This window comes from Olivibacter sp. CPCC 100613, from assembly GCF_036959255.1.
In the GTDB taxonomy this organism is placed as follows: Bacteria; Bacteroidota; Bacteroidia; order Sphingobacteriales; family Sphingobacteriaceae; genus Olivibacter.
The window spans coordinates 389,298-410,220 of sequence record NZ_JAWMTI010000002.1 but is presented as its reverse complement, the minus strand read 5'-3'; the positions used below and the strand labels follow the sequence as shown (position 1 = coordinate 410,220).

Sequence of the window (20,923 nt, the reverse complement as noted above, 5' to 3'; positions counted from 1 at the left end):
ATCAGTTACAGGCAATCTGAAGAAATGACCGTGATAAAATGATACAACAAGCATTTGCTAACAAAGCTAAGGATATTTTGGAGCCGGACGACAACGTGATCGGTTTGGCTGTTGCCGGTTCGTGGCTGACTAATGAAATAGATGAATTTTCTGACCTCGACCTGATTCTGGTAACGAAACAAAAAATTTCCAACGACAGAAACCGTATGCTCGACTATGCAAAAAGATTAGGGGATTTTTTGTCGGGATTCACGGGCGAGCACGTTGGAGAACCAAGATTATTAATTTGTCTTTATGACGATCCTCTTTTGCACGTAGATATAAAATTTTTAACACTTGACGAATTTCAAGTCCGTATCGAAACTCCAACTTTGCTGATTGACAAAGATAGGCAACTTGAAAGAGCAATGCAGCACACAGAAGCGAAGTTTCCTTACCCGGACTATCAATGGATTGAAGATCGCTTTTGGACTTGGATCCATTACGCATTGCTAAAAATAGGACGGGGAGAATATTTTGAAGCGTATGACTTTCTGGGATTTTTACGAATGGTTGTTTTTGGACCATTGCTCCATATCAAAAATGATAATTTACCTCGCGGTGTTAGAAAAGTAGAAACAGCATTAGCATCCGCGGATTTCGAAAAATTAAAACGCACGATCCCGACCTATGATAGGCAGTCCTTATTGGATAGTTTGAGAAACGGAGTATCGTTATACAGACAGTTAAGGACGGAACTTTTTGACAACAAGGTGAGATTACAAAACGACACAGACAAAAAAGTGATGAACTATTTTGATGAAATACAAAAAAATAAAACCCTATAAAGAATTAGCGCACTTCATTCATTTTTATTGGGAACTGAAGGGGACTGAAAATGAAAAACAATGGGAACGGGTTTTTCCGGATGGCTGTGCGGGCATTATACTGAATTTAGGGAATAAATGTCTGACGGATAACGGGTTGTTTTCAATGGAATTTGGGAAGACATATGTAGTGGGGGCAATGAATTCTTTTAAAGACAGCTTTATTGATAACGATACACATTTAATTGGTGTGTGCCTAAAACCGGCAACTTTTGCTAATTTCTATAGCTATGCTTCGCAAAACGAATTGACAAATGACACGGTCGAATTAGAAAAATCCAATTCATTTCGTATTGATAAAGCATTTGAAAATCCATTCAATTATTTTGACCATTTTTATTCCGAAAGAATAAAAACCAAAACCAATCCATTACATGCTGTTATTGATCATATACATTCCTCAAATGGAACAACTAGCATTTACGATCTGGCGAAAAGAAATTTTACGACCGTAAGACAACTGGAGCGGAATTTTAGAAAGTTAATCGGACTATCACCAAAAGAATATTCCAACATTATTCGTTTTCAGAACGCTTTGTCTTTAATCAAAGATTCGAAGCAAAACCACAGCTTGTTAGCTATTGCATTTGAATGCGGTTATTATGATCATTCACACCTTAGCAATGAAATCAAACGAAATACCGGACTTTCACCATCATTACTTTAATTTGTCGCATTTTTACAAAGTGCCGATCGTAGCGTAAAACTAAATTTGCGGAAACATTAAAAATTCAAAACAAATGCGAAAAATTTCACTTTTCATTGCGATGAGCTTGGATGGTTATATTGCGAAGCCCAATGACGACTTAAGCTTTTTGAAACTTGTAGAAAAAGAAGGAGAGGATTATGGCTATGCGGAATTTACGTCCCAAATTGATACCATACTTATTGGCAGAAAAACATATGACTATGTAGTTCACGAAATCGGAGCATCTCACTACGACAACGGACAGCGGGATGTTTATGTCATCACAAAAACTGAGAGGCCGCAAGTCGGTAGAACAATTTTCTATACAGGCGACTTAACCGAATTAGTCGACCGCTTAAAATCAGAAAATGGGAAGAACATCTATTGCGATGGTGGCGCAGAAGTAATCAATGAACTATTGCGGCATAACTTGGTAGATGAGCTTATCATCTCGGTTATTCCTGTTTTATTAGGAAACGGAACAAGACTTTTTAAAGACGGAAGACCTGAACAAACACTGGAATTCATTACAGCAAAAGCATTTGATACTGGATTGACACAGCTGCATTACAAGCGTAAAAGCGTTTTGCTTTAACATAGACTTATCTTTGGGACGAACTGCACAGGGCCGGTATAGGCTTACCAAATAATAACGTTATTTTTGATAAACAAATACAAACGGTTAAAGGAAGGAGCGAAGTTATGGGCATAGAAGAACTGATGCTCGATAGGGCAACAAAAGAAGGAATACAAAAGGGCGAACAAAAAAAGAGTAAAGAGTTTGTAGAAAATCTATTGCTTGAGTTCGGCTTTACCGATGAGCAAGCCGTCAGAGCCGCAAAGGTATCAATTGAATTCGTTCAAAAGGTTCGCGCGCAATTGAACAAAAAGAAAAAACTAGATTAATAGTTTTAAAAATATATACTACAAGCCATGCATTTAGAAATGCATGGCTTTTTTATTTCGAAGGAGAGAAAAGCGTTCGATAGAAAATCAAGTAGGAGCTTAACTTAGATAAATATTATAACGTCGTCTGAAATCCTTTGGTGTGTAGCGCGTAACGCGTTTGAATTGCCGATAAAAATTAGAGAGATTGTTGAAGCCACAGGTATAGCAAATCTCATCAATCTGTAAAGTGTTTTCAGATAACAGTTTGCAGGCGTGATTAATGCGGACTTCGTTCAAAAAGTCGGCATAGGTTTTTTTGGTCATTATTTTAAAGTACCGACAAAACGAGGTCATCGTCAAATTGCTAACAGAGGCAATTTCTTTCAGCGAAATGTCTTTAGTGAAATTGTTGAGTGTGTAATTATAGATGCTGTTCATTCGTACCATATCTCCCTCTGTAGCTTTCAAGAACGGAAACGTTGTACTGATATTTCGATATTCCTGTGTTTTGGTTAATATCTCTAATATCTCCAATAATAAAATGACTTTCCGTAAGTCTTCTGCCATAACAGCTTGCATCATAAGCTGTTTCAATTGCTCGCGGCTGGTGCCGAAAATCTGCATGCCCCGTTTCGCTTTTTCAAATAACCGCATTAAGGCATTTGTTTCAGGCAGATTCAAGAATTCATGTCCTAAACAAGAAGATGAAAAATGTACTACAATCGCTTCAACATAATTTTCTGCATATTTTTCAAAATAGTCCTCCTGACAGTGCCAAGTATGGGGCAGGTTTTCTCCTAACAGAAGTAATTCTCCGGCATGAAAACTGCCAACATGATCGCCCACTAAACGCGTACCCTCTCCTTTTACCACATAATGTAATTCCAACTCAGGGTGATAATGCCAAACATTACCAAAATTGGGCTGTACATCATGTCGAACACTAAATGAGCTCCTCATCTGTATCGGTACTTTGTGAAAATGTGGTTTCATATTGGCTTTTGCTATCAATTAAACAATAAGCTATCTAGGTTAGGATAGACAGCCGCTGCTACACAGATATATAGTTGGTTAAGTATGAATGCTGTTAGCTTTTATGTCAACATCCTATAACGACACAAACATATAGAAAGTGGTTTTATTATACAAGCTTCTGGTCTTATTGATCTTTGAGCAATTATTTTAACCAGCTTGTAAATACCATTAGACGGCAATAAGCACAGGTGTCCATTATACATAGGATAAAATTGTACAAAAACTCGGCAATTCAGGGCAAATCGGCACGGCTAAAAAGTTAGCATTTTTGTTCCCAGTAAACCAATTATTATACCTAACAAGCAAAACCAATGAATAAGTTACCAATTGTGGATCTGTGTATTATCGGCCTGTATCTCATCGCAATGATCGGTGTTGGTTTTTGGTTTTCATTTCGGAATCAACGTGCGGATCAGTTTACCAAGGCTTCCGGAAACATCCCATCCTGGGCGATCGGGCTATCCATCTATGCTACCTTTCTAAGTAGCAATACCTTTTTAGGGGTTCCTGGCAAAGCTTTCGGAAGTAATTGGAATGCCTTTGTTTTTAGTTTGTCTATGCCGGTAGCTGCCTTTTTCGCCAGTCGCTTCTTCGTATCCTTTTATCGCCGTTCGGGTGAGGTTTCTGCCTATACCCATTTAGAGAAACGCTTTGGACCATGGGCCAGAACCTATGCTGTCACCTGTTTTCTATTAACCCAGCTGGCCCGTATCGGTTCAGTATTTTTTGGTGTAGCGCTAAGCCTACAAGCGCTTACGGGTTATTCGATGGAACTTATCATGACGGTCACCGGTATATGCATCATTATCTACACCGTATTAGGGGGCATAGAAGCTGTAATATGGACAGAAGTGGTACAAGGTGTCATTAAAACCTTCGGCGCCGTGCTCATCCTTTACTTACTGATCGATCGTATAGATGGAGGCATCGAGACAATCAATTGGGTTGGGCTTAGTGAAAAGAAAATCAGTTTAGGAAGTTTTGATTTTGATTTTAATCATTCCACTTTTTGGGTCATCTTCCTATATGGAGTATTTATCAATCTGAATAATTTCGGAATGGATCAAAACTATGTGCAGCGTTATCATGCGGCGAAATCACCCAAAGATGCTGCACGATCCATTTGGTTATGTGTTTGGATTTATGTGCCTACTTCTCTGCTGTTTTTCCTAATAGGCACTTCCTTATATGTGTATTATCAAGCTAATCCCGCATTAATCGAGCCTGTAAAATTACAAGCTGCGGCTGAGCGTCTAGGATCAGGGGCTACAGCCACGGAAATCTCCCGCCTCGCAGCCATTTTGCAACCTGCGGATTATGGGGATAAGGTCATGCCGCATTTCATGGTTACGCAAATACCCACCGGCCTCATTGGCATCATCATCTCGGCTATCCTATCAGCCGCTATGAGCACGATCAGTTCCGGTATGAATGCCAGTGCTACCGTTTTTGTTGAAGATATCTATAAACGCTATTTCAAAGCCCCTACCAACGAGCGGACAACATTACGTGCCTTACATATTGCCACGGTCGTTGTTGGTCTGTGCGGTATGTCTGCCGGAATCGCGATGATCGGCATATCCAGTGTGCTCGACTTATGGTGGATACTTTCCGGCATTTTTGCCGGCGGTATGTTAGGTTTGTTTCTGCTGGGATTGGTTAGCAAATATGCACACAATGCCGATGCGGCGATTGCAACCGCTGTTGGGATCATCATCATCATCTGGATGACCTTTTCGGAGTACCTGCCACAAGATATGGAATTCTTGAAGAGCCCGCTAGATAAAAATATGATCATTGTAGTGGGCACACTCAGCATTTTTCTGATAGGAAGCCTGCTGTCCCGTTTACGCAGATTTTCCCGTAAAAATATATAGGCCTTTAACAATTTATCCATTTATTATATGAACCAGCAAAAGAAAAAATTTGTACCTGTAATGCTCACCCCTTTTTTAGAAAATGGCGCCGTTGATTTTGAGGGATTAACGCAGCTCACCGAATTCTATTTACGGGCAGGCGCATCTGGGCTTTTCGCCAATTGCCAGTCGAGCGAAATGTACCACCTGCAACCAGAAGAACGCATTCAGGTTACCAAACATATTGTCAGAACGGCCAATGGAAGAGTACCTGTAGTAGCTACAGGTAGTTTTGGAGGGACGATTGCCCAACAGGCGGATTTCATTAAGGAACTTCATGACCAGGGTACAGAAGCCATTATCCTGATAAGTGGCATTTTGGCCAATAAAGAGGAAGACGATGACGTACTTCGCAAGCGTTTCTATCAATTGCTTGATCGTACAGAGGGAATACCTTTCGGTTTTTATGAATGCCCCGAGCCCTACAAGCGTCTCCTACAACCTAATCTCTTGGCAGAGTTTGTAGATACGGGTCGCGTCATTTATCATAAGGACACCTCTTTAGATATACAGCAGGTACGTGAGAAAATAACAGGCACCCAACATTGCGCAGCCTTCGGGCTCTATGATGCCTATATGGCGCATGCGGTAGCTTCTTTGCAAAGTGGCGCGGCAGGACTATCGTGCATACAGGGAAATTATTTTCCGGAATTGGTGGTTTGGTTGTGCCAGCATTATGCGCAGAAAGAAAAAGAGACGATGGTGAATAGCGTACAGCAGTTCTTCATAAAGCACATGGACCTCATGCATACCAATTATCCACTTATTGCCAAATTTTATTTGCGTAAACGGGGTCTAGGCATCGGCACTTTTTGCAGAACAGCACATACCGACATGGATGACCTCGTAAAGAACGGTTTGGAAGAACTTGAGCGCGAGCGGAAACTTTTGTTCGAGCAATTGGACATTCCTGCAGTGCTGGGGTGACAGTCATAATAACAAACTAGCAATAGCGGTGCAGGGAGCACCATCCGATATAACACGTTAACCAACTAATTATTTAACCATGAAAACTATAGTAAAGATAAAGGTCGTTGTAAGCACCGTTCTCTTGCTCATGTGCATCAACGAGGTGCTCGCACAGGTGCGCATTAGCGGTTCCGTCGCCAATGAGCTCAGCGGCGAAATGTTGCCGGGCGCCAGCGTCAAGGTAGTCGGTGCAACTATCGGTGCTTCCACCGATGAGAAAGGCAATTTTTCCCTGCAGGTGCCTAATCTGCAGGTCAGTTTAAGCGTCAGTTACATGGGGTATTTACCCAGAGAAATTAAATTGAATAATCGCAGCGCGTTAAAAATCCTGCTAACCCCAGATGCATCGCAGCTTGAGGAGATTGTAGTCGTAGGTTATGGTACAGTCAAAAAGAGCGACATCACGGGTTCGGTAACCGCCTTGAAAAGAGCGGATTTTAATAAGGGACCAATTGCTTCGGCCGATCAGTTGTTTTTTGGTAAAGCACCAGGTGTACAGGTCGTACAAAATAGCGGTGAACCGGGTGGTGGCTTTTCGGTCAATATCCGCGGTGCAGGGTCTATCAATGCCGGCAATAGTCCGCTCTACGTCGTCGATGGCCTTCCACTCGACAATTCGACGGTGGTAAGTGGGGGAGGAGAGAATTTTACCAATTCAAGGGCACCACGAAATCCCTTAAATACCATTAATCCGGCAGACATTGAATCCATTGAAATATTGAAAGACGCTTCAGCTACCGCTATCTACGGTTCGAGGGGGGCAAATGGCGTGGTGATGATCACTACAAAAAAAGGAAAAGCTGGCAGACTTAGCATTACTTATGACGCATATGGGGGCATACAGCAGGTGGCCAATAATATCAAGCTGTTAAATGCCGATGAGTATCAACAGGTCATGAATGACATTATAGACGCGGGCGGTGGCAGCGAAAATGATCGTGTTGCTACCCCTGCAAATGATGGTACCGATTGGCTGGGATCCGTTTTTCGGAAAAATGCGCCAACGCATAATCATAACTTATCATTTTCGGGAGGAAATGAAAATACGCAGTTCAACACCTCTTTTAATTATTATGCTCAAGATGGACTGATTATTAATTCGGCATTTAAACGCTACAGTGCTCGGTTGAACTTGGAGCATCGTGTTAAGGAAAATTTTAAACTGGGTGTTAATATCAATACGTCTTATACCAAAGATGATTTCGTGCCCAATGGCTTTGATCTCAATGAGCGTGCAGGCGTCATCTATGCTGCCATAAATTACGATCCAACCTTACCCGTATGGGCAGATAATGGCCGATATTTCCTATCACCCAACATGAATATTGATAATCCACTGGCCATTGCGAATGGTAAGGATGCCTTTTCCAATAGTTACCGTACGTTTGGAACCGCTTATGCTGAATATAATTTTCTAAATGGGTTCAAGGCGAAGATAAATGTAGGAGGGGATATCGTGAGCCAAAGAACCGATACCTATGTCGACCGGAGTACCATCGATGGTTTGGCTGCCGGAGGTATTGGTAGCATCGAACAAGGGAAAAACAGCAATTACTTAGGCGAAGCCACCCTTTCCTATAATCGGTCATTTGCCGAACACCAAATCAACGCCGTCGTCGGCATGACCGGACAAAAATTCATTGACGACAATTTTTTTGCCTCCGCACGTGGCTTCGCTTCTGATGCTACGGGGACCAATAATTTAAACTTAGGTGATCCCTTAACCCGGCAAAATACCAGTAACAAGGCGATCAATAGCTTGCTCTCTTATTTAGCGAGAATAAATTATAGCTATAAAGATAAATATCTGTTTACAACTGCTTTTAGGGCTGATGGTTCCTCCCGTTTTGGGGAGAACAACCGCTTCGGTTATTTTCCCTCTTTTGCTTTAGGGTGGAAAATTAAGGAGGAAGATTTTATGAAATCGATCAATAGCATTAGCTCCTTGAAATTGAGGGCGAGCTGGGGGCGTACAGGAAATCAGGAAATCGGGAACTATCAATCTTTATCCACGCTCAGCAGTGGCTGGACCGCTGTACTGGATGGTGTGCAGGTCATCGGCATTGCACCCAGTCGCATTCCCAATCCGAATTTGAAATGGGAGAGTTCCGAACAGGTAAATATTGGGATTGATTTTGGCCTATTTAAAGACCGCATTAGCGGTACGATCGATTGGTACAAAAAAGACACCAAGGATATGTTGCTCAACCTGCCCGTGCCCCGCTCATCGGGTTTTTCAACCATGATGACGAATGTCGGCAGCGTACAAAATAGCGGGTTGGAGCTCGGTATTACCTCCAGTAATCTTGTTGGAGCGTTTCAGTGGACAACCACTGCGATGTTTACAACCCTTCGTAACAAGGTCAAGAGCTTAGGCGGTATACCAAACATCATCACCGGGTCGGCTGGCTCAACCAGTCAGGTGGCTATCATCCAAGAAGGCGAGCCCCTTAACTCCTTTTATGGTTACCAGATTGTCGGTATTTGGCAAGAAAATGATGATTTCTCCTCCACAGTGGATAACGTACAAGCGGGCGACTTCAAGTACCTCGATGTAAACGGCGACAAAACAGTCAATGCCGCTGATCGCGTTATTATCGGTAAATCGTTTCCAGACTTTACCTATTCACTAACTAATAATTTTCAGTACAAGGGATTTGGTTTATATATTTTTATTGAGGGCGTGCAGGGCGTCAGTATGTTAAATAATAACCTGGTAGATACGTATTTTCCACCTAATTTGCGTCGCAACCGACTGGCAGAACCTTTGTTGAATCGGTGGACACCGCAAAACCCCTCTAACGTTTATCCGTCTTTTGTTGCACCCAATACACAGGGGCAAAAGGGTGTCAACAATTATACCGTTGAAGATGCATCCTATATACGTTTGAACACCGTGCGTATCAGCTATAACCTACCCATTAAGTTAGGGCCCATCGCCGGGGCTACGGTTTACGTTTCCGGGCAGAATCTGTATACCATTACGGATTATACAGGTTTCGATCCGGCGCTAAATCCCAATGGGGGAGCCAATTTCCGGATGGACTGGAATGCATATCCCGCTCCGCGTACTTACCTTTTTGGTGCAACCTTAAATTTTTAATACCATGAAAAAGCCAATATTTATTGCTAGTTTGCTGTTCATAACAATGGGAAGTCTACAAGGCTGCAAAGATTTTCTAAAAGAAGAAGTATTTTCGCAACTTGCTCCCGAGAATTTTCTGAATACCAAAGAGGGCCTTGCATCTTTGTTAACGGATACCTATGCTCGAACAGCCAATATGAATTCGAACAATTCGATCTATGTAATTGCACCCCAAGAATGGACCACGGATATCTTGTTCCAATCGGGAGATAATGTTGAGCGAGATGCCCGCAACTATATTGAATTCACTTGGGATCCCACGGTTGATTTTCTCGTCACCAACTGGGATCCACCTTACCAGGCCATTCGCGACGCCAATATCGGGCTAGAGAACATAGCGAATGTGACGAACATGTCCGAAGAAGAAAAGGCCCTATCTACAGCAGAGTTTCGTTTTCTACGAGCCATCAATTACTATAAGTTATACTTCTTTTTTGGGAGCGTACCCTTAAGAACAAGTTCACAGCAGGAGCTTCAACTGGCCAAGGCCTCCGACGAAGAGATGCGTAGCTTTATTTCCAGTGAGTTGACTGCAGTTGTAAACGATTTACCAAACCCCGGCGATGAAGCTCAATATGGCAGAGCCAATAAAGGTGCGGCGCTGGCCTATTTGGCAAAGTTTTATCTCAATATAAAAGATTGGGAGCAGAGCGCGTCCTATGCGCAGCAAGTTATCGCGTTGAATCATTATCAGCTCTTCGCCAATTACGAAGATTTGTTTAAAGTAGAAAATGAACGCAATCCGGAATATATTTTTGTGAGACCTGCTTTTGCAAGTTCGAATAGAGCGTCGGCAAATTCATGGATGAATGTCTCATTTCCTGATAATTTCCAACAAGATCCTAGAACAGGCCTTGAGTTCGCAAATACATGGTTAAATTGGCCTAATGAATTTCGCATACTTGATGGTTTTTACAACTCCTTTGAAGAAGGTGATAAGCGTCGAAACCTGCTCATCGGCGAATACGTGGATAAATCAGGACAGCTCATCTCTTTATTAAACAACAATAATACCCGATGTTTTAAATATTGGCCCGATCCCAACGCGCAGGGAGCGTCACATGGTAATGATATTCCAGACATCCGCTATGCCGACATTCTGCTGTGCCGGGCAGAGGCGCTCAATGAGCTGACCGGCCCCAATAACGAGAGTATCTCACTGATCAACCAAGTACGTGCCCGTGCAGGTCTTGCGGCATTGAACCAAGGTAATTTTGATCAACAAAGCCTGCGCGAGCAGATCTTGCGTGAAAGAGGGTGGGAGTTCTATGCCGAAGGTCATCGCAGGATGGACTTGATTCGTATGGGGCAGTTTATTTCCGGGGCACAGGCCAGAGGAAAAAGCAATGCCAAGGATTTTCATGTGCACTTTCCCATCCCTCAGGTGGTCATGGATTCCGATCCCAAATTAGTTCAGAACGAAGGTTATTAAATCCGAAAAAGATGAAGATATATTTGTTAACAATAGGGTTGAGTGCAGCGATCTTAATAAACGCAATGGCCCAAGTGAAAATGGATCAAGTTCCTGGTGTGGTTGTAACACATAACCCCGCATCGAGCGGACAATACATAGGTTCGCCTAGTTTAGCAGTTTTACCGAATGGCGATTACGTTGCCTCTCACGATTTTTTTGGCCCAAATAGTTCAGAATTTGTGCAGGCAATCACGCGTGTCTTTCGCTCATCAGATAAGGGCAAAAGTTGGAAGCAAGTCAGTGAAATCAGCGGCGCCTTCTGGTCAAGTCTCTTTGTCAACCGTGGGGCGCTCTATCTTTTAGGACCCGATCGCCATCATGGAACCGCCCTGATCCGTCGCTCCAACGATGGGGGAGAAACCTGGACCCAGCCTACCGGAAAAGAAAATGGTTTACTATTGGCTGGCCAGTATCATTGTGCTCCTATGCCCGTTATGGAATATAAAGGACGACTTTGGCGGGCTATAGAAACGGCTCATGGACCCATCTTACAATGGGGTAAACGCTATGGCGCGATGATGTTATCTGCACCGGTAGATGCAGATCTACTGAAGGCCAGTAGCTGGACCGCTAGCAATAGCCTATTGTACGACTCTACCTATCTCCATGGCAATTTCGGTGGCTGGCTGGAGGGCAATGCCGTGGCCACTCCCGATGGCAATATAGTGGATATCCTACGCGTAGATGATCGCTCTACCCTTGATGAGAAAGCCGCTATCGTGCATATAAGTGCAGATGGGAAGCATGCCAGTTTTGATACGCTTTCAGGTTTTATCAATTTTCCCGGAGGCAGCAAAAAATTTGCTATTCGACGGGATCCAAAAAGCGATTTGTATTGGACCTTGAGTAATGCCATACCTGATAGCGTAAAACAGGCAAACCAAGGGAGAAATCCCGCAACAATCCGTAATACGCTCCAATTATTCAGTTCTCCCGATTTACGTACCTGGACTTTACACAGCACCGTATTATCGCATCCCGACGTTAAGGCGCACGGTTTCCAATATGTAGACTGGCTCTTTGACGGCAACGATCTGATCGTCTTATCCAGAACTGCTTACAACGATGGAGAGGGAGGTGCGCACAATAATCACGATGCCAACTACCTGACATTCCATCGCATCAAAAATTTCAGAAAACAAAAACAATAATCTATGTTAAAGCCATCCCTATACCTTTTTAGTTGGATATTTGGTTTGGTAAGCCAACAGCAACACGATTTATATATGCACTACAACGAAAAGCAGCTTACTTCTGGCTCATATGGGCACACTATTCACAACGGACAGGTTTTTTCGCCCAATAATGAGTGGATAGTTTATGATACACGGAACGATGATACCCAAATTGGAAGTACTGATCGTATTGAGATGGTCAATATCCACAGTGCTGAGGTGAAGGAACTTTATCGCACCGAAAGGCAGACACCCTTCGGCCCAGGAGTCGGTGCAGCAAGTTTTTCACCCGTCGAGAGCAAAGTCCTATTCATTCACGGTATCCGCAATGCTGATAAAGAGAAGCCCTATTCTATTACCAGGCGTACAGGGGTTGCTGTCCAGACCGATCAGCCCCTAAAGCCAATTTTTATGGATGCGCGTGATATTACTGCACCCTATACCCCCGGTGCCTTACGAGGAGGCACACATGCGCATAGCTGGAGCGGTGATGGAAAAATGATCAGCTTTACATACAATGATGCGGTGTTCGCAGAACAGCAGCCGGGTAAGACTGGTCAAGATTTAAGAACGGTAGGTGTTATGGTACCTGGAATTGTGTCTGTTGACGAGGATAGAGGTCTGGAAAATAATAGCGGAACCTATTTTTCCGTAATAGCGGCACAGGTGATAACCAATCCCCGGTGGGGGAGTGATGAAGTCGATCGTGCATTCGACGAAACGTGGATAGGCAATAAGGGTTATATCAAAGCCGACGGCTCACGGCAGCACCGAGCAATCGCCTTTCAGGGCAATGTTTATGATGAATCGGGCGTTTCCCTTACCGAAGTATTCGTGATCGATTTACCCGAAGATCTAAAAAAGCCGCGTAGCGGTTATCCATTGGAAGGCACCTCAACAACGCTTCCTAATACTCCATTAGGCGTTGTGCAGCGACGCCTTACTCACGGGGCGCATGTTGGTGGGCCTAGGCATTGGTTGCGGAGCACGCCGGATGGAAGTCTGATCTTTTATCTAGCACGAGATAGAAAAGGCCTTGTTCAGCTGTTCAGTGTAGCCACAATAGGAGGGGAAATTAGACAAATAACCGATAATGATTTTTCCATTCAAGGGCCTTTTAATGTACATCCAAATGGTAAAGAGCTTGTCTATCCCGCCGACAATAGCTTGTTCATTACCAACATCTTTTCTGGCAATACACAACGCATCACACCTAGATTTTCAGACCAAGAAAAACCTGTCGGTGCACCGGTATATGCACACAACGGAGAACATATTGCATATAACCGCTACGTCGGTTCCGGGCATCATCGGTTTTTGCAGATTTTTCTTTTAACACACGCGCTGCGCAACTGATGGCCCGTGCAATAACTCCGGACGAGAAGACCAAATATAAAATCAAAGTAACCATAGTTGGTTACCGCCTCGTTTTCTTTCCAAAGACGCTCTTAGATCCGACTTTGATCCGTGTCTCATTCCTGTCTCCTTCACTCTATATCCTAGTGATATCCCTATGTGGTACGTGAAAAGACGCAAAACACGGCCTTTTAAGCAATACCTATCGGACTCCCATCGGACTAGACTATAGACGGAATGGAGGTTAGATATATAATAACTTTAGCCTGTGGTGGACTAAAAATCCTGTTAAAAAGCGAAGTAGGGGTTAGCGGGTAGAGCGGCTCAACAGGATTGCGTGTAGGAGCTGAATCTTTAGCGAAGTTCATACAGCCTAGATCTTTTGTTACTTTCAGATGCCATATCTATTAAAATCGTTGTAGAAATCCGCTCGTTATAAATTTGGTTCTGGCAAAAAGCAGAACTACTAAGCAAGCATGCTATGGCCACTATTAGTGCTGTTTTTTTTAGCTTCTATCATTTTAATGTTCTGGTAGTGCTTATTTCAAAATGGACAGTTTGAAGCCCGTTTAGCTCAATTAATTGCTTAAATATAAGACGATCTTTCCCGATTATGAAATCAAAAATGCTTTTTAACGTTCCATGATTAAAAAGATAAATTCAAGTTATGTGAAGATTAACAACAAACAATATTTACTAGTGATCGGAGGATAACAAGAGGGCGAAGCGTAATTGATAAAACTCTTGACAGAAAACCTAATCATGTTTTGTAGCTGTTCAAGCAATATACTGTTTTGTGCTAAAAATGTTAGTAATATTCAGCTGTTTTCAGTATCTTTGCCATAGAACCAAAGCCGAACCTATCAATGGCAAAAAAAGACGATCTGTTATGGAAGGGGATACTGGAAGAGATCTTCGATGACTTCCTTCGTTTCATGCATCCCGAGGCTGATGAGATATACGACCTGAAAAAAGGTATCGCCTTTCTCGATAAGGAACTCGAGCAGTTATTCCCGCCCGAAGAAGATGAATTTTCACCAAAAGTTGTGGACAAGCTGGCAAGAGTAAACACTCGGGAAGGGAAGGAGGAATGGGTACTGATCCATGTGGAAGTACAGGGAAGGTATCAGAAGGATTTTCCCAAAAGGATGTTTACTTATTATTACAGGATATTGGACAAATATAACCAACGTATCAGCGCCTATGCCATTTTTACGGACGGATACAAGGTGAAGCGACCCGATAGATACGAAACCGGCTATCAGGGCACCAGCCTAACCTATCGCTTCAATACATACCAGCTGGCTCATTCTAATGAGCAAGAGTTACTACAGAGTGATAATCCCTTTGCTCTTGCGGTACTGGTTGGCAGGAGCGCTTTTGTTGGCAATAGGGCGGAGGATAGCGAGAAAAGAGATAGCGATCTGCTGGAATTCAAAGGAACGCTATTGCGAAAGTTGGCGAAGGCACAGCTTAGCAGTAAGAAGATCAGAGCATTAATGAATTTTTTGAAGTATTATGTACATTTTGATAATCAGTATAATAATGTTATTTTTGATAAACAAATACAAACGGTTAAAGGAAGGAGCGAAGCTATGGGCATAGAAGAACTGATGCTCGACAGGGCAACAAAACAAGGAATACAAAAGGGTGAACAAAAAAGCAAAAGTCAGGTTATTTCAAATCTCTTGGAAAAATTTGGCTTTAGCATAGAACAGGCTGCTGAAGCGGCAGATGTTTCAATTGAATTCGTTCAAAAAATTCGCGCCAAACTAGATAATAAGAATAAATAGACTAATCTATTTATCATACATATTTGAGCCATGCACCGAAAAAAAACGTGCATGGCTTTTTTGTTCAATTACAACAGATAAGTCAAACGAGGCTCTCGTGCGATCGCAGAACAGCCTTATGGAATGAGCGTAAAATAATAAGAACTTCCAGCACTCCTACAGAAAGTTGATCTTCTGTTCACTTTCCAATAACCCCGAACACAATTCGCGCTGAGCCAATAACTATAGGTTTTCGAATCCGAGGAATGCGTATTCACGAGCGCGTGGTATTTGAAGTAATTATCAGTTAAAGTTTTGCCGGAACGCTAAAGGCGACATTTCGGTTTTTTGTTTAAATAATTTACTGAACGATTGCGGATAATCAAAACCCAATTGATACGCTATTTCGCTTACTGAAAGTCCGGTGCTTGTCAGTTTTTCTTTTGCATTTTCAATCAATTTGTCGTGAATGTGCTGTTGTGCGGTTTGACCGGTGAGTTGTTTTAAACAATCGCTCAAATACTTTGGTGATAAATTAAGTTTAGAAGCGAAATAGTTTACAGTCGGTAAACCGTTTTCCGTTTCCGCAAAATAAGCATTTAGCAAGTTTTCAAATTTGCTTAAAAGTTCACTACTATTTTGTTTTCGCGTAATGAACTGTCTATGATAGTAACGATTGCAGTACGTAAGCAATAAATCGATGTTTGAAATAATTACATCCTGACTAAATTTGTCTATCGGTAAGCTTGTTTCTTTTTCTATCTGTAAAAAAATGGCTTCAATGGACTTTTGTTCTTCATCTGACAATATCAATGCTTCGTTAACAGCATAATGAAAAAAGTCATACGTTTTTGTCTTTTGCGATAAGGGATAACCTCTCAAAAAATCGGGATGTACGGACAGCAACCAACCCGTTTGCGGAATAAAATTGCCTACTTCTAAAATGTTCACTTGCTTCGGAGAAAAGAAAGACATGACCCCCTCGTCAAAATCGTATTGCGTTTGCCCGTATTGCGTTTTGCAAGGGCAATCTTTTTTAAGCGTGATCTGATATAAATCCGAAACTAATTTTGTGCGTTGTTCCACTTCATTTTTTGGGAAATCTTCAAATCGCAGTAAACTAAACAAAGGATGTTTCGGTTTCGCTAAACCCAATAGCTGATGTTGTTGTGCCAATGACCGAATATTTACCGTTGCAACTTCCTGCTTGTTCATAAGTTCAAATTTATGAATTACAATCCCATTTCTTTTCTTTTTCGTTGAGCAAAAACGCTCGTAATAGTAGAGTATGGAATTAAAGACCCTATTTTTGCTAACATTGCATTTTGAAATCCTGAAACATGAAATGTTTTTTTCTTTTCCAATGCTTTTATCATTTCTGCGGCAACTTGTTCAGATGTCTGTGTATACGCACCTTTTACAAGTATTTTTCCCCATTCATTATTGTTGGCGGCAGTATTCATAAAATTGGAACTCGTAAATCCCGGACAAAACAGCATTACATTTACTCCATAAGGTTTGCATTCTTCGGTCAATGCCTGGGTAAATGAACGTACAAACATTTTGGAAGCCGCATAAACACTCATATATGGACTTGGGAAAAAGGAAGCCATAGAACCGACATTTATAATAGTTCCGTTTTTGTTGTTTTTCATTTCGGGCAGGAAAAGATGACAAAGTGCAACCAATGAAGAATTATTTAATTGCAACATTTCTAACTCGGACTGCAAATTGTTGTTTACAAACTCTCCACTTGAACCAATTCCTGCATTATTCACCAGAACGTTTACCGACAAGTTTCTCTTTTTAGCCTCTTCAAAAACATAATATGCGGTTTCGGGTTTGCTCAAATCTGCAACAATGTAACTTGCTGTAATTCCGTTTTGGTTTGATAGTTGTTCGCATTGCTGTTTCAGTTTTTGTTCATTTCGTGCAACCAAAAGCAAATTGTGTTTTTTCTTTGCTAGTCGGTATGCTAATGCTTCACCAATTCCGCTTGTTGCACCCGTAATCAATATTACTTCCATCTTCTTCAAATTTTATGTGGCAAAATTGCGACTGTTTGAAAAATTAAAAGTGTTCAAATGTCGGCATGTTGTATTTAAATGTCGGGGCGGCTATTGTTTTTACACGATGAAAGCAAGAAAAAGTTTAAAAAGAACTGGAAAGCCGTCGAAGAAATACTTCGGTTTCTAGACTAGTTTTTCGATAATATGTTAGACTAAAGAATCAAAACTACAGGCGCTCCCGCAGAAAGTTGTCTTCTATTCACTTTCATATAACCGAGATCCAATTCGTGAAACAGTTTCATGCTCTATTTAGCAATGTGAAATTTAGAGAAAAATCGAATCAATGTACAGGCTAAGGAATATGATTGTTTCACTTTTTCATTTTGTTATTTGAAATAAAAGAATATTTTATGCTAAAAATATTAGTAAATCGGCTACAGAAAAAGAACGTGCAAAGGCAGATCAAGAGAAGCTGGATTCAGCTAAATTTTTAAAAGAAACAGGACTTTTAAGCAACGAGCAAATTGCCAAAAGCCTGAAGCTGCCTTTGGAAGTAGTTGAAAAGCTATAGAGTATACAGCATAAGTTTAGAAGCCATGCACAAAAAAAAACGTGCATGGCTTTTTTGTTTAGGATATCGTCAGACCCGAACGGGGCTCTCGTGCAATGGCAATGACGGCCTTATGAAATGAGCTTTAAAATGATTTAGCTTTGTTGGGGCCTAAAAATCATGTTAAGAAGCGAAGTAGGGGTTAGCGGGGTAGAGCGGCTCAACAGGATTGCGTGAAGGAGCTGAATCATTTAGCGAAGTTCATACAGCCTAGATCTTTTGTTACTTTTGTATCATGACAAAAGTAAAATCATTTCCTTACGAAGCGAGCCTAAAGGCAAAATGGGATACCCAGAATGCCTTTGATTACGCAATAAAAGAAGCCGCAAAAGAAGCCGCAAAAGCGGCTACAAAAGCGGCTACAGAAAAAGAACGTGCAAAGGCAGATCAAGAGAAGCTGGATTCAGCTAAATTTTTAAAAGAAACAGGACTTTTAAGCAACGAGCAAATTGCCAAAAGCCTGAAGCTGCCTTTGGAAGTAGTTGAAAAGCTATAGAGTATACAGCATAAGTTTAGAAGCCATGCACAAAAAAAAACGTGCATGGCTTTTTTGTTTAGGATATCGTCAGACCCGAACGGGGCTCTCGTGCAATGGCAATGACGGCCTTATGAAATGAGCTTTAAAATGATTTAGCTTTGTTGGGGCCTAAAAATCATGTTAAGAAGCGAAGTAGGGGTTAGCGGGGTAGAGCGGCTCAACAGGATTGCGTGAAGGAGCTGAATCATTTAGCGAAGTTCATACAGCCTAGATCTTTTGTTACTTTTGTATCATGACAAAAGTAAAATCATTTCCTTACGAAGCGAGCCTAAAGGCAAAATGGGATACCCAGAATGCCTTTGATTACGCAATAAAAGAAGCCGCAAAAGAAGCCGCAAAAGCGGCTACAAAAGCGGCTACAGAAAAAGAACGTGCAAAGGCAGATCAAGAGAAGCTGGATTCAGCTAAATTTTTAAAAGAAACAGGACTTTTAAGCAACGAGCAAATTGCCAAAAGCCTGAAGCTGCCTTTGGAAGTAGTTGAAAAGCTATAGAGTATACAGCTTAGTTTTATCTAATTCAAATACTTTAATAATGCCAACTCAAAACGATCGTCGCTGGGCCTATAAAAATCATCATCCAATATATTCCCTTTATTATCAATAACTAAATAACGTGGGATATTTTTGAGATTAATTAACTTAGTTAAAGGCGACTGCTTAAAGTTTGCTAGTCTATACTGAGAAGGTTTATGGAAAATTTTGTTCCTTTTCGCAGCGTCAATCCACTTACCAACGTCTTCTTCTTTATCGATGCTAATGGCTACAAATTGAATTGGCTTATCTTTGAGCTTGTTCTCAACCTTCTTTAGTGCAGGCATTTCGTTAATACAGGGTATGCACCAGCTGGCCCAGAAATCTATTAAAGTTAATTTATAGTTGGTATTCGTTATTATTTGTTTAAAATCAGATTGATTTCCTGCAAAATTGTACAAGTCGACGGCTGCAAGGTGTGTTATTGATTTCTTTTCATGATTAGCTGAATTTTCATCGTTTTCGATGATGTAGCTATAACGGCCGTTAGCAAATGACTTTAATTGCTGCTTTGCTCTTTTAAAATCGGTAACGGTTTCCGATAAAATGTTCGTCAGTTGATACATTGTGTCGAGATACGGATCCTGCATTCGTATACCTTTTAGTGCCTGATTGATTTCTTGTATCTTCTCCGGCGCATAGACAAATCCCTCTGCCACCATTGTCGTTATATAATCCTTATAAAAATCTGTTTGTTTTACCTGTTCATCTGCGCCTGCGACACACGCCCAAACGTCATTGTAATCTAGTTTTCGATTTCGCTTTTTCGCGTTGTAAGCGATAATTGCGCGATAAATATTGGTGTTATTTAGCGCATTTAGAGAACGGATTTCATTCACATGCCGATACATATCATTGTACAGGCTATCTGTCGTGCTTGAAATACTAACTGTAGGATCTACCAGCAAATGGGCGGTAGCGGTATACTTGATACTACTGTTCATTTTCCTCAGTATTTCGGCCTGCATATCGGGTAAATTCAAGTTGCAGATAGAAACTTCATTTTTTCTAAAAGAGTTTTCTATTTGTTGTATCATTCCCGCAAGGCCGACGGTTTTAAGAAGCGTTTGTTGTTGTTCGAGGTTATGCAAATAAAAGTCTTCGGGTATAGAGATCAAACTGTCAATAAAGTTTGGATACCCAGAACTACGTTGCACGACAATGGCATTGTCTTCTCCTTGCTTCAATAGTATAGTATCTCCGGGAATTAACAGAACTGGATAAGTAAGGAATACTGGTCCCTTTGGGAGTACTAAAAAGTTTCCATAGTACAGAAACTTTGGTTTGTCAATTAATACTTTCTTGGTGATGACGGTATCTTTGTTCGTATTATTTTTAAAATGCAATTGTTGCCCATATACGTCGAAAAAATTGAACGGAATACTCCCACTAGGTTTTAAGGATACAGAAAGTATTGTTGGCGCTGGTTGCGAAAAGCAGGAGCTCGCAATCAGTACCATAGCGGGCAAGATAAACCGGAAGATTTTCATGACGAGTTTATTTGTGCTCCGATGAATATTTAAGTTTTTATCAAACGAAGCTGTTTAATCAACTTTAACTGGTTAATACCAAATATATACCAATATAAGAAAGATAACAATAAGTATATTCGGAATATCTTATATTTGTCTAATTACTTGTTATTTAGAGGTCTGATTTTAGATTATGAAAAGTATAAACGATTTCTACGAAAAGAGTGGTGACTGGCTGTTCAATTTAGGTGATCCCACTTCAAATGCAAGTGATTCAACTTGCAAAATTAAATCGACTTCAGAGGAAGCCGGAGGAAGTAAGCTCCGCAAACTAATTCGAAGATTTTTTAGGTCCATAAAAAAACAGGAAGAGAAAATGAAGAGACTTCATGCAGCTCGAAGTTATCGCTCAATATGATGGGTTTAAAAAAGGAGTCTTTCATGATCCCCTTTGGAATATAAATTGTTGACTAGCCAA

General features: G+C 41.3%; 17 protein-coding genes. 13 read left to right on the top strand and 4 right to left on the bottom strand.

Going from position 1 to position 20,923, the window contains the following annotated elements:
- The first annotated feature begins 38 nt into the window (after window positions 1-38).
- The 4 genes from RYH73_RS08145 (at window position 39) to RYH73_RS08130 (ending at window position 2,460) form a co-directional block, all read left to right on the top strand.
- Window positions 39-827 carry a hypothetical protein gene (locus RYH73_RS08145; RefSeq protein WP_335312921.1) on the top strand — a complete coding sequence of 263 codons (789 nt, stop codon included), beginning with the start codon at window positions 39-41 and terminating at the stop codon, window positions 825-827.
- Window positions 799-1,533 (top strand): helix-turn-helix domain-containing protein, encoded by a 735-nt coding sequence (locus RYH73_RS08140; RefSeq protein ID WP_335312920.1) that lies wholly within the window; start codon window positions 799-801, stop codon window positions 1,531-1,533. Before RYH73_RS08145 ends, RYH73_RS08140 begins: the two co-directional genes overlap by 29 nt.
- A gap of 73 nt (window positions 1,534-1,606) precedes the next feature.
- Window positions 1,607-2,149, top strand: coding sequence for a dihydrofolate reductase family protein (locus tag RYH73_RS08135; RefSeq protein WP_335312919.1), 543 nt, complete (start codon window positions 1,607-1,609; stop codon window positions 2,147-2,149).
- A 107-nt stretch (window positions 2,150-2,256) separates the two neighbouring features.
- Window positions 2,257-2,460 carry a hypothetical protein gene (locus RYH73_RS08130; protein WP_335312918.1) on the top strand — a complete coding sequence of 68 codons (204 nt, stop codon included), beginning with the start codon at window positions 2,257-2,259 and terminating at the stop codon, window positions 2,458-2,460.
- A gap of 99 nt (window positions 2,461-2,559) precedes the next feature.
- On the opposite strand, the gene RYH73_RS08125 is transcribed toward RYH73_RS08130, so the two are convergent.
- A complete protein-coding gene (locus RYH73_RS08125) occupies window positions 2,560-3,402 on the bottom strand; it encodes an AraC family transcriptional regulator (protein ID WP_335312917.1) in 843 nt (280 codons plus the stop codon).
- A 386-nt stretch (window positions 3,403-3,788) separates the two neighbouring features.
- Here RYH73_RS08125 and RYH73_RS08120 point away from each other — a divergent pair, with 386 nt between their 5' ends.
- The 7 genes from RYH73_RS08120 to RYH73_RS08090 all read left to right on the top strand — a co-directional run bounded on the left by RYH73_RS08120 (window position 3,789) and on the right by RYH73_RS08090 (window position 15,305).
- Window positions 3,789-5,354 (top strand): sodium:solute symporter, encoded by a 1,566-nt coding sequence (locus RYH73_RS08120; RefSeq protein WP_335312916.1) that lies wholly within the window; start codon window positions 3,789-3,791, stop codon window positions 5,352-5,354.
- Between the two features lie 27 nt (window positions 5,355-5,381).
- A complete protein-coding gene (locus RYH73_RS08115) occupies window positions 5,382-6,320 on the top strand; it encodes a dihydrodipicolinate synthase family protein (protein ID WP_335312915.1) in 939 nt (312 codons plus the stop codon).
- A gap of 79 nt (window positions 6,321-6,399) precedes the next feature.
- Complete coding sequence (locus RYH73_RS08110; RefSeq protein WP_335312914.1) at window positions 6,400-9,465, top strand: SusC/RagA family TonB-linked outer membrane protein; 3,066 nt, start codon at window positions 6,400-6,402, stop codon at window positions 9,463-9,465.
- A gap of 4 nt (window positions 9,466-9,469) precedes the next feature.
- Window positions 9,470-10,939 carry a RagB/SusD family nutrient uptake outer membrane protein gene (locus tag RYH73_RS08105; protein WP_335312913.1) on the top strand — a complete coding sequence of 490 codons (1,470 nt, stop codon included), beginning with the start codon at window positions 9,470-9,472 and terminating at the stop codon, window positions 10,937-10,939.
- Between the two features lie 11 nt (window positions 10,940-10,950).
- Window positions 10,951-12,132 (top strand): sialidase family protein, encoded by a 1,182-nt coding sequence (locus RYH73_RS08100; RefSeq protein ID WP_335312912.1) that lies wholly within the window; start codon window positions 10,951-10,953, stop codon window positions 12,130-12,132.
- A 3-nt stretch (window positions 12,133-12,135) separates the two neighbouring features.
- Window positions 12,136-13,512 (top strand): DUF3748 domain-containing protein, encoded by a 1,377-nt coding sequence (locus tag RYH73_RS08095; RefSeq protein WP_335312911.1) that lies wholly within the window; start codon window positions 12,136-12,138, stop codon window positions 13,510-13,512.
- Window positions 13,513-14,378: 866 nt separating this feature from the next.
- The gene (locus RYH73_RS08090; RefSeq protein WP_335312910.1) at window positions 14,379-15,305 is read left to right on the top strand and encodes a hypothetical protein; all 927 of its coding nucleotides are present in this window, start codon (window positions 14,379-14,381) and stop codon (window positions 15,303-15,305) included.
- Between the two features lie 282 nt (window positions 15,306-15,587).
- Here the strand turns inward: RYH73_RS08090 and RYH73_RS08085 are convergent, their stop codons facing one another.
- Together RYH73_RS08085 and RYH73_RS08080 are read right to left on the bottom strand one after the other, a co-directional pair.
- Window positions 15,588-16,499 (bottom strand): helix-turn-helix domain-containing protein, encoded by a 912-nt coding sequence (locus RYH73_RS08085; RefSeq protein ID WP_335312909.1) that lies wholly within the window; start codon window positions 16,497-16,499, stop codon window positions 15,588-15,590.
- 17 nt (window positions 16,500-16,516) lie between these two features.
- On the bottom strand, window positions 16,517-17,311 hold the full coding sequence (locus tag RYH73_RS08080; protein WP_335312908.1) for an SDR family NAD(P)-dependent oxidoreductase: 795 nt from the start codon (window positions 17,309-17,311) through the stop codon (window positions 16,517-16,519).
- Window positions 17,312-18,138: 827 nt separating this feature from the next.
- On the opposite strand from RYH73_RS08080, the gene RYH73_RS08075 reads away from it, so the two are divergent.
- The gene (locus RYH73_RS08075; protein WP_335312907.1) at window positions 18,139-18,399 is read left to right on the top strand and encodes a hypothetical protein; all 261 of its coding nucleotides are present in this window, start codon (window positions 18,139-18,141) and stop codon (window positions 18,397-18,399) included.
- Between the two features lie 274 nt (window positions 18,400-18,673).
- Window positions 18,674-18,934, top strand: a complete 261-nt coding sequence (locus RYH73_RS08070) for a hypothetical protein (RefSeq protein ID WP_335312907.1) — start codon at window positions 18,674-18,676, stop codon at window positions 18,932-18,934.
- Between the two features lie 20 nt (window positions 18,935-18,954).
- Here the strand turns inward: RYH73_RS08070 and RYH73_RS08065 are convergent, their stop codons facing one another.
- Window positions 18,955-20,463, bottom strand: coding sequence for a TlpA family protein disulfide reductase (locus tag RYH73_RS08065; RefSeq protein WP_335312906.1), 1,509 nt, complete (start codon window positions 20,461-20,463; stop codon window positions 18,955-18,957).
- Window positions 20,464-20,923: the final 460 nt, after the last annotated feature.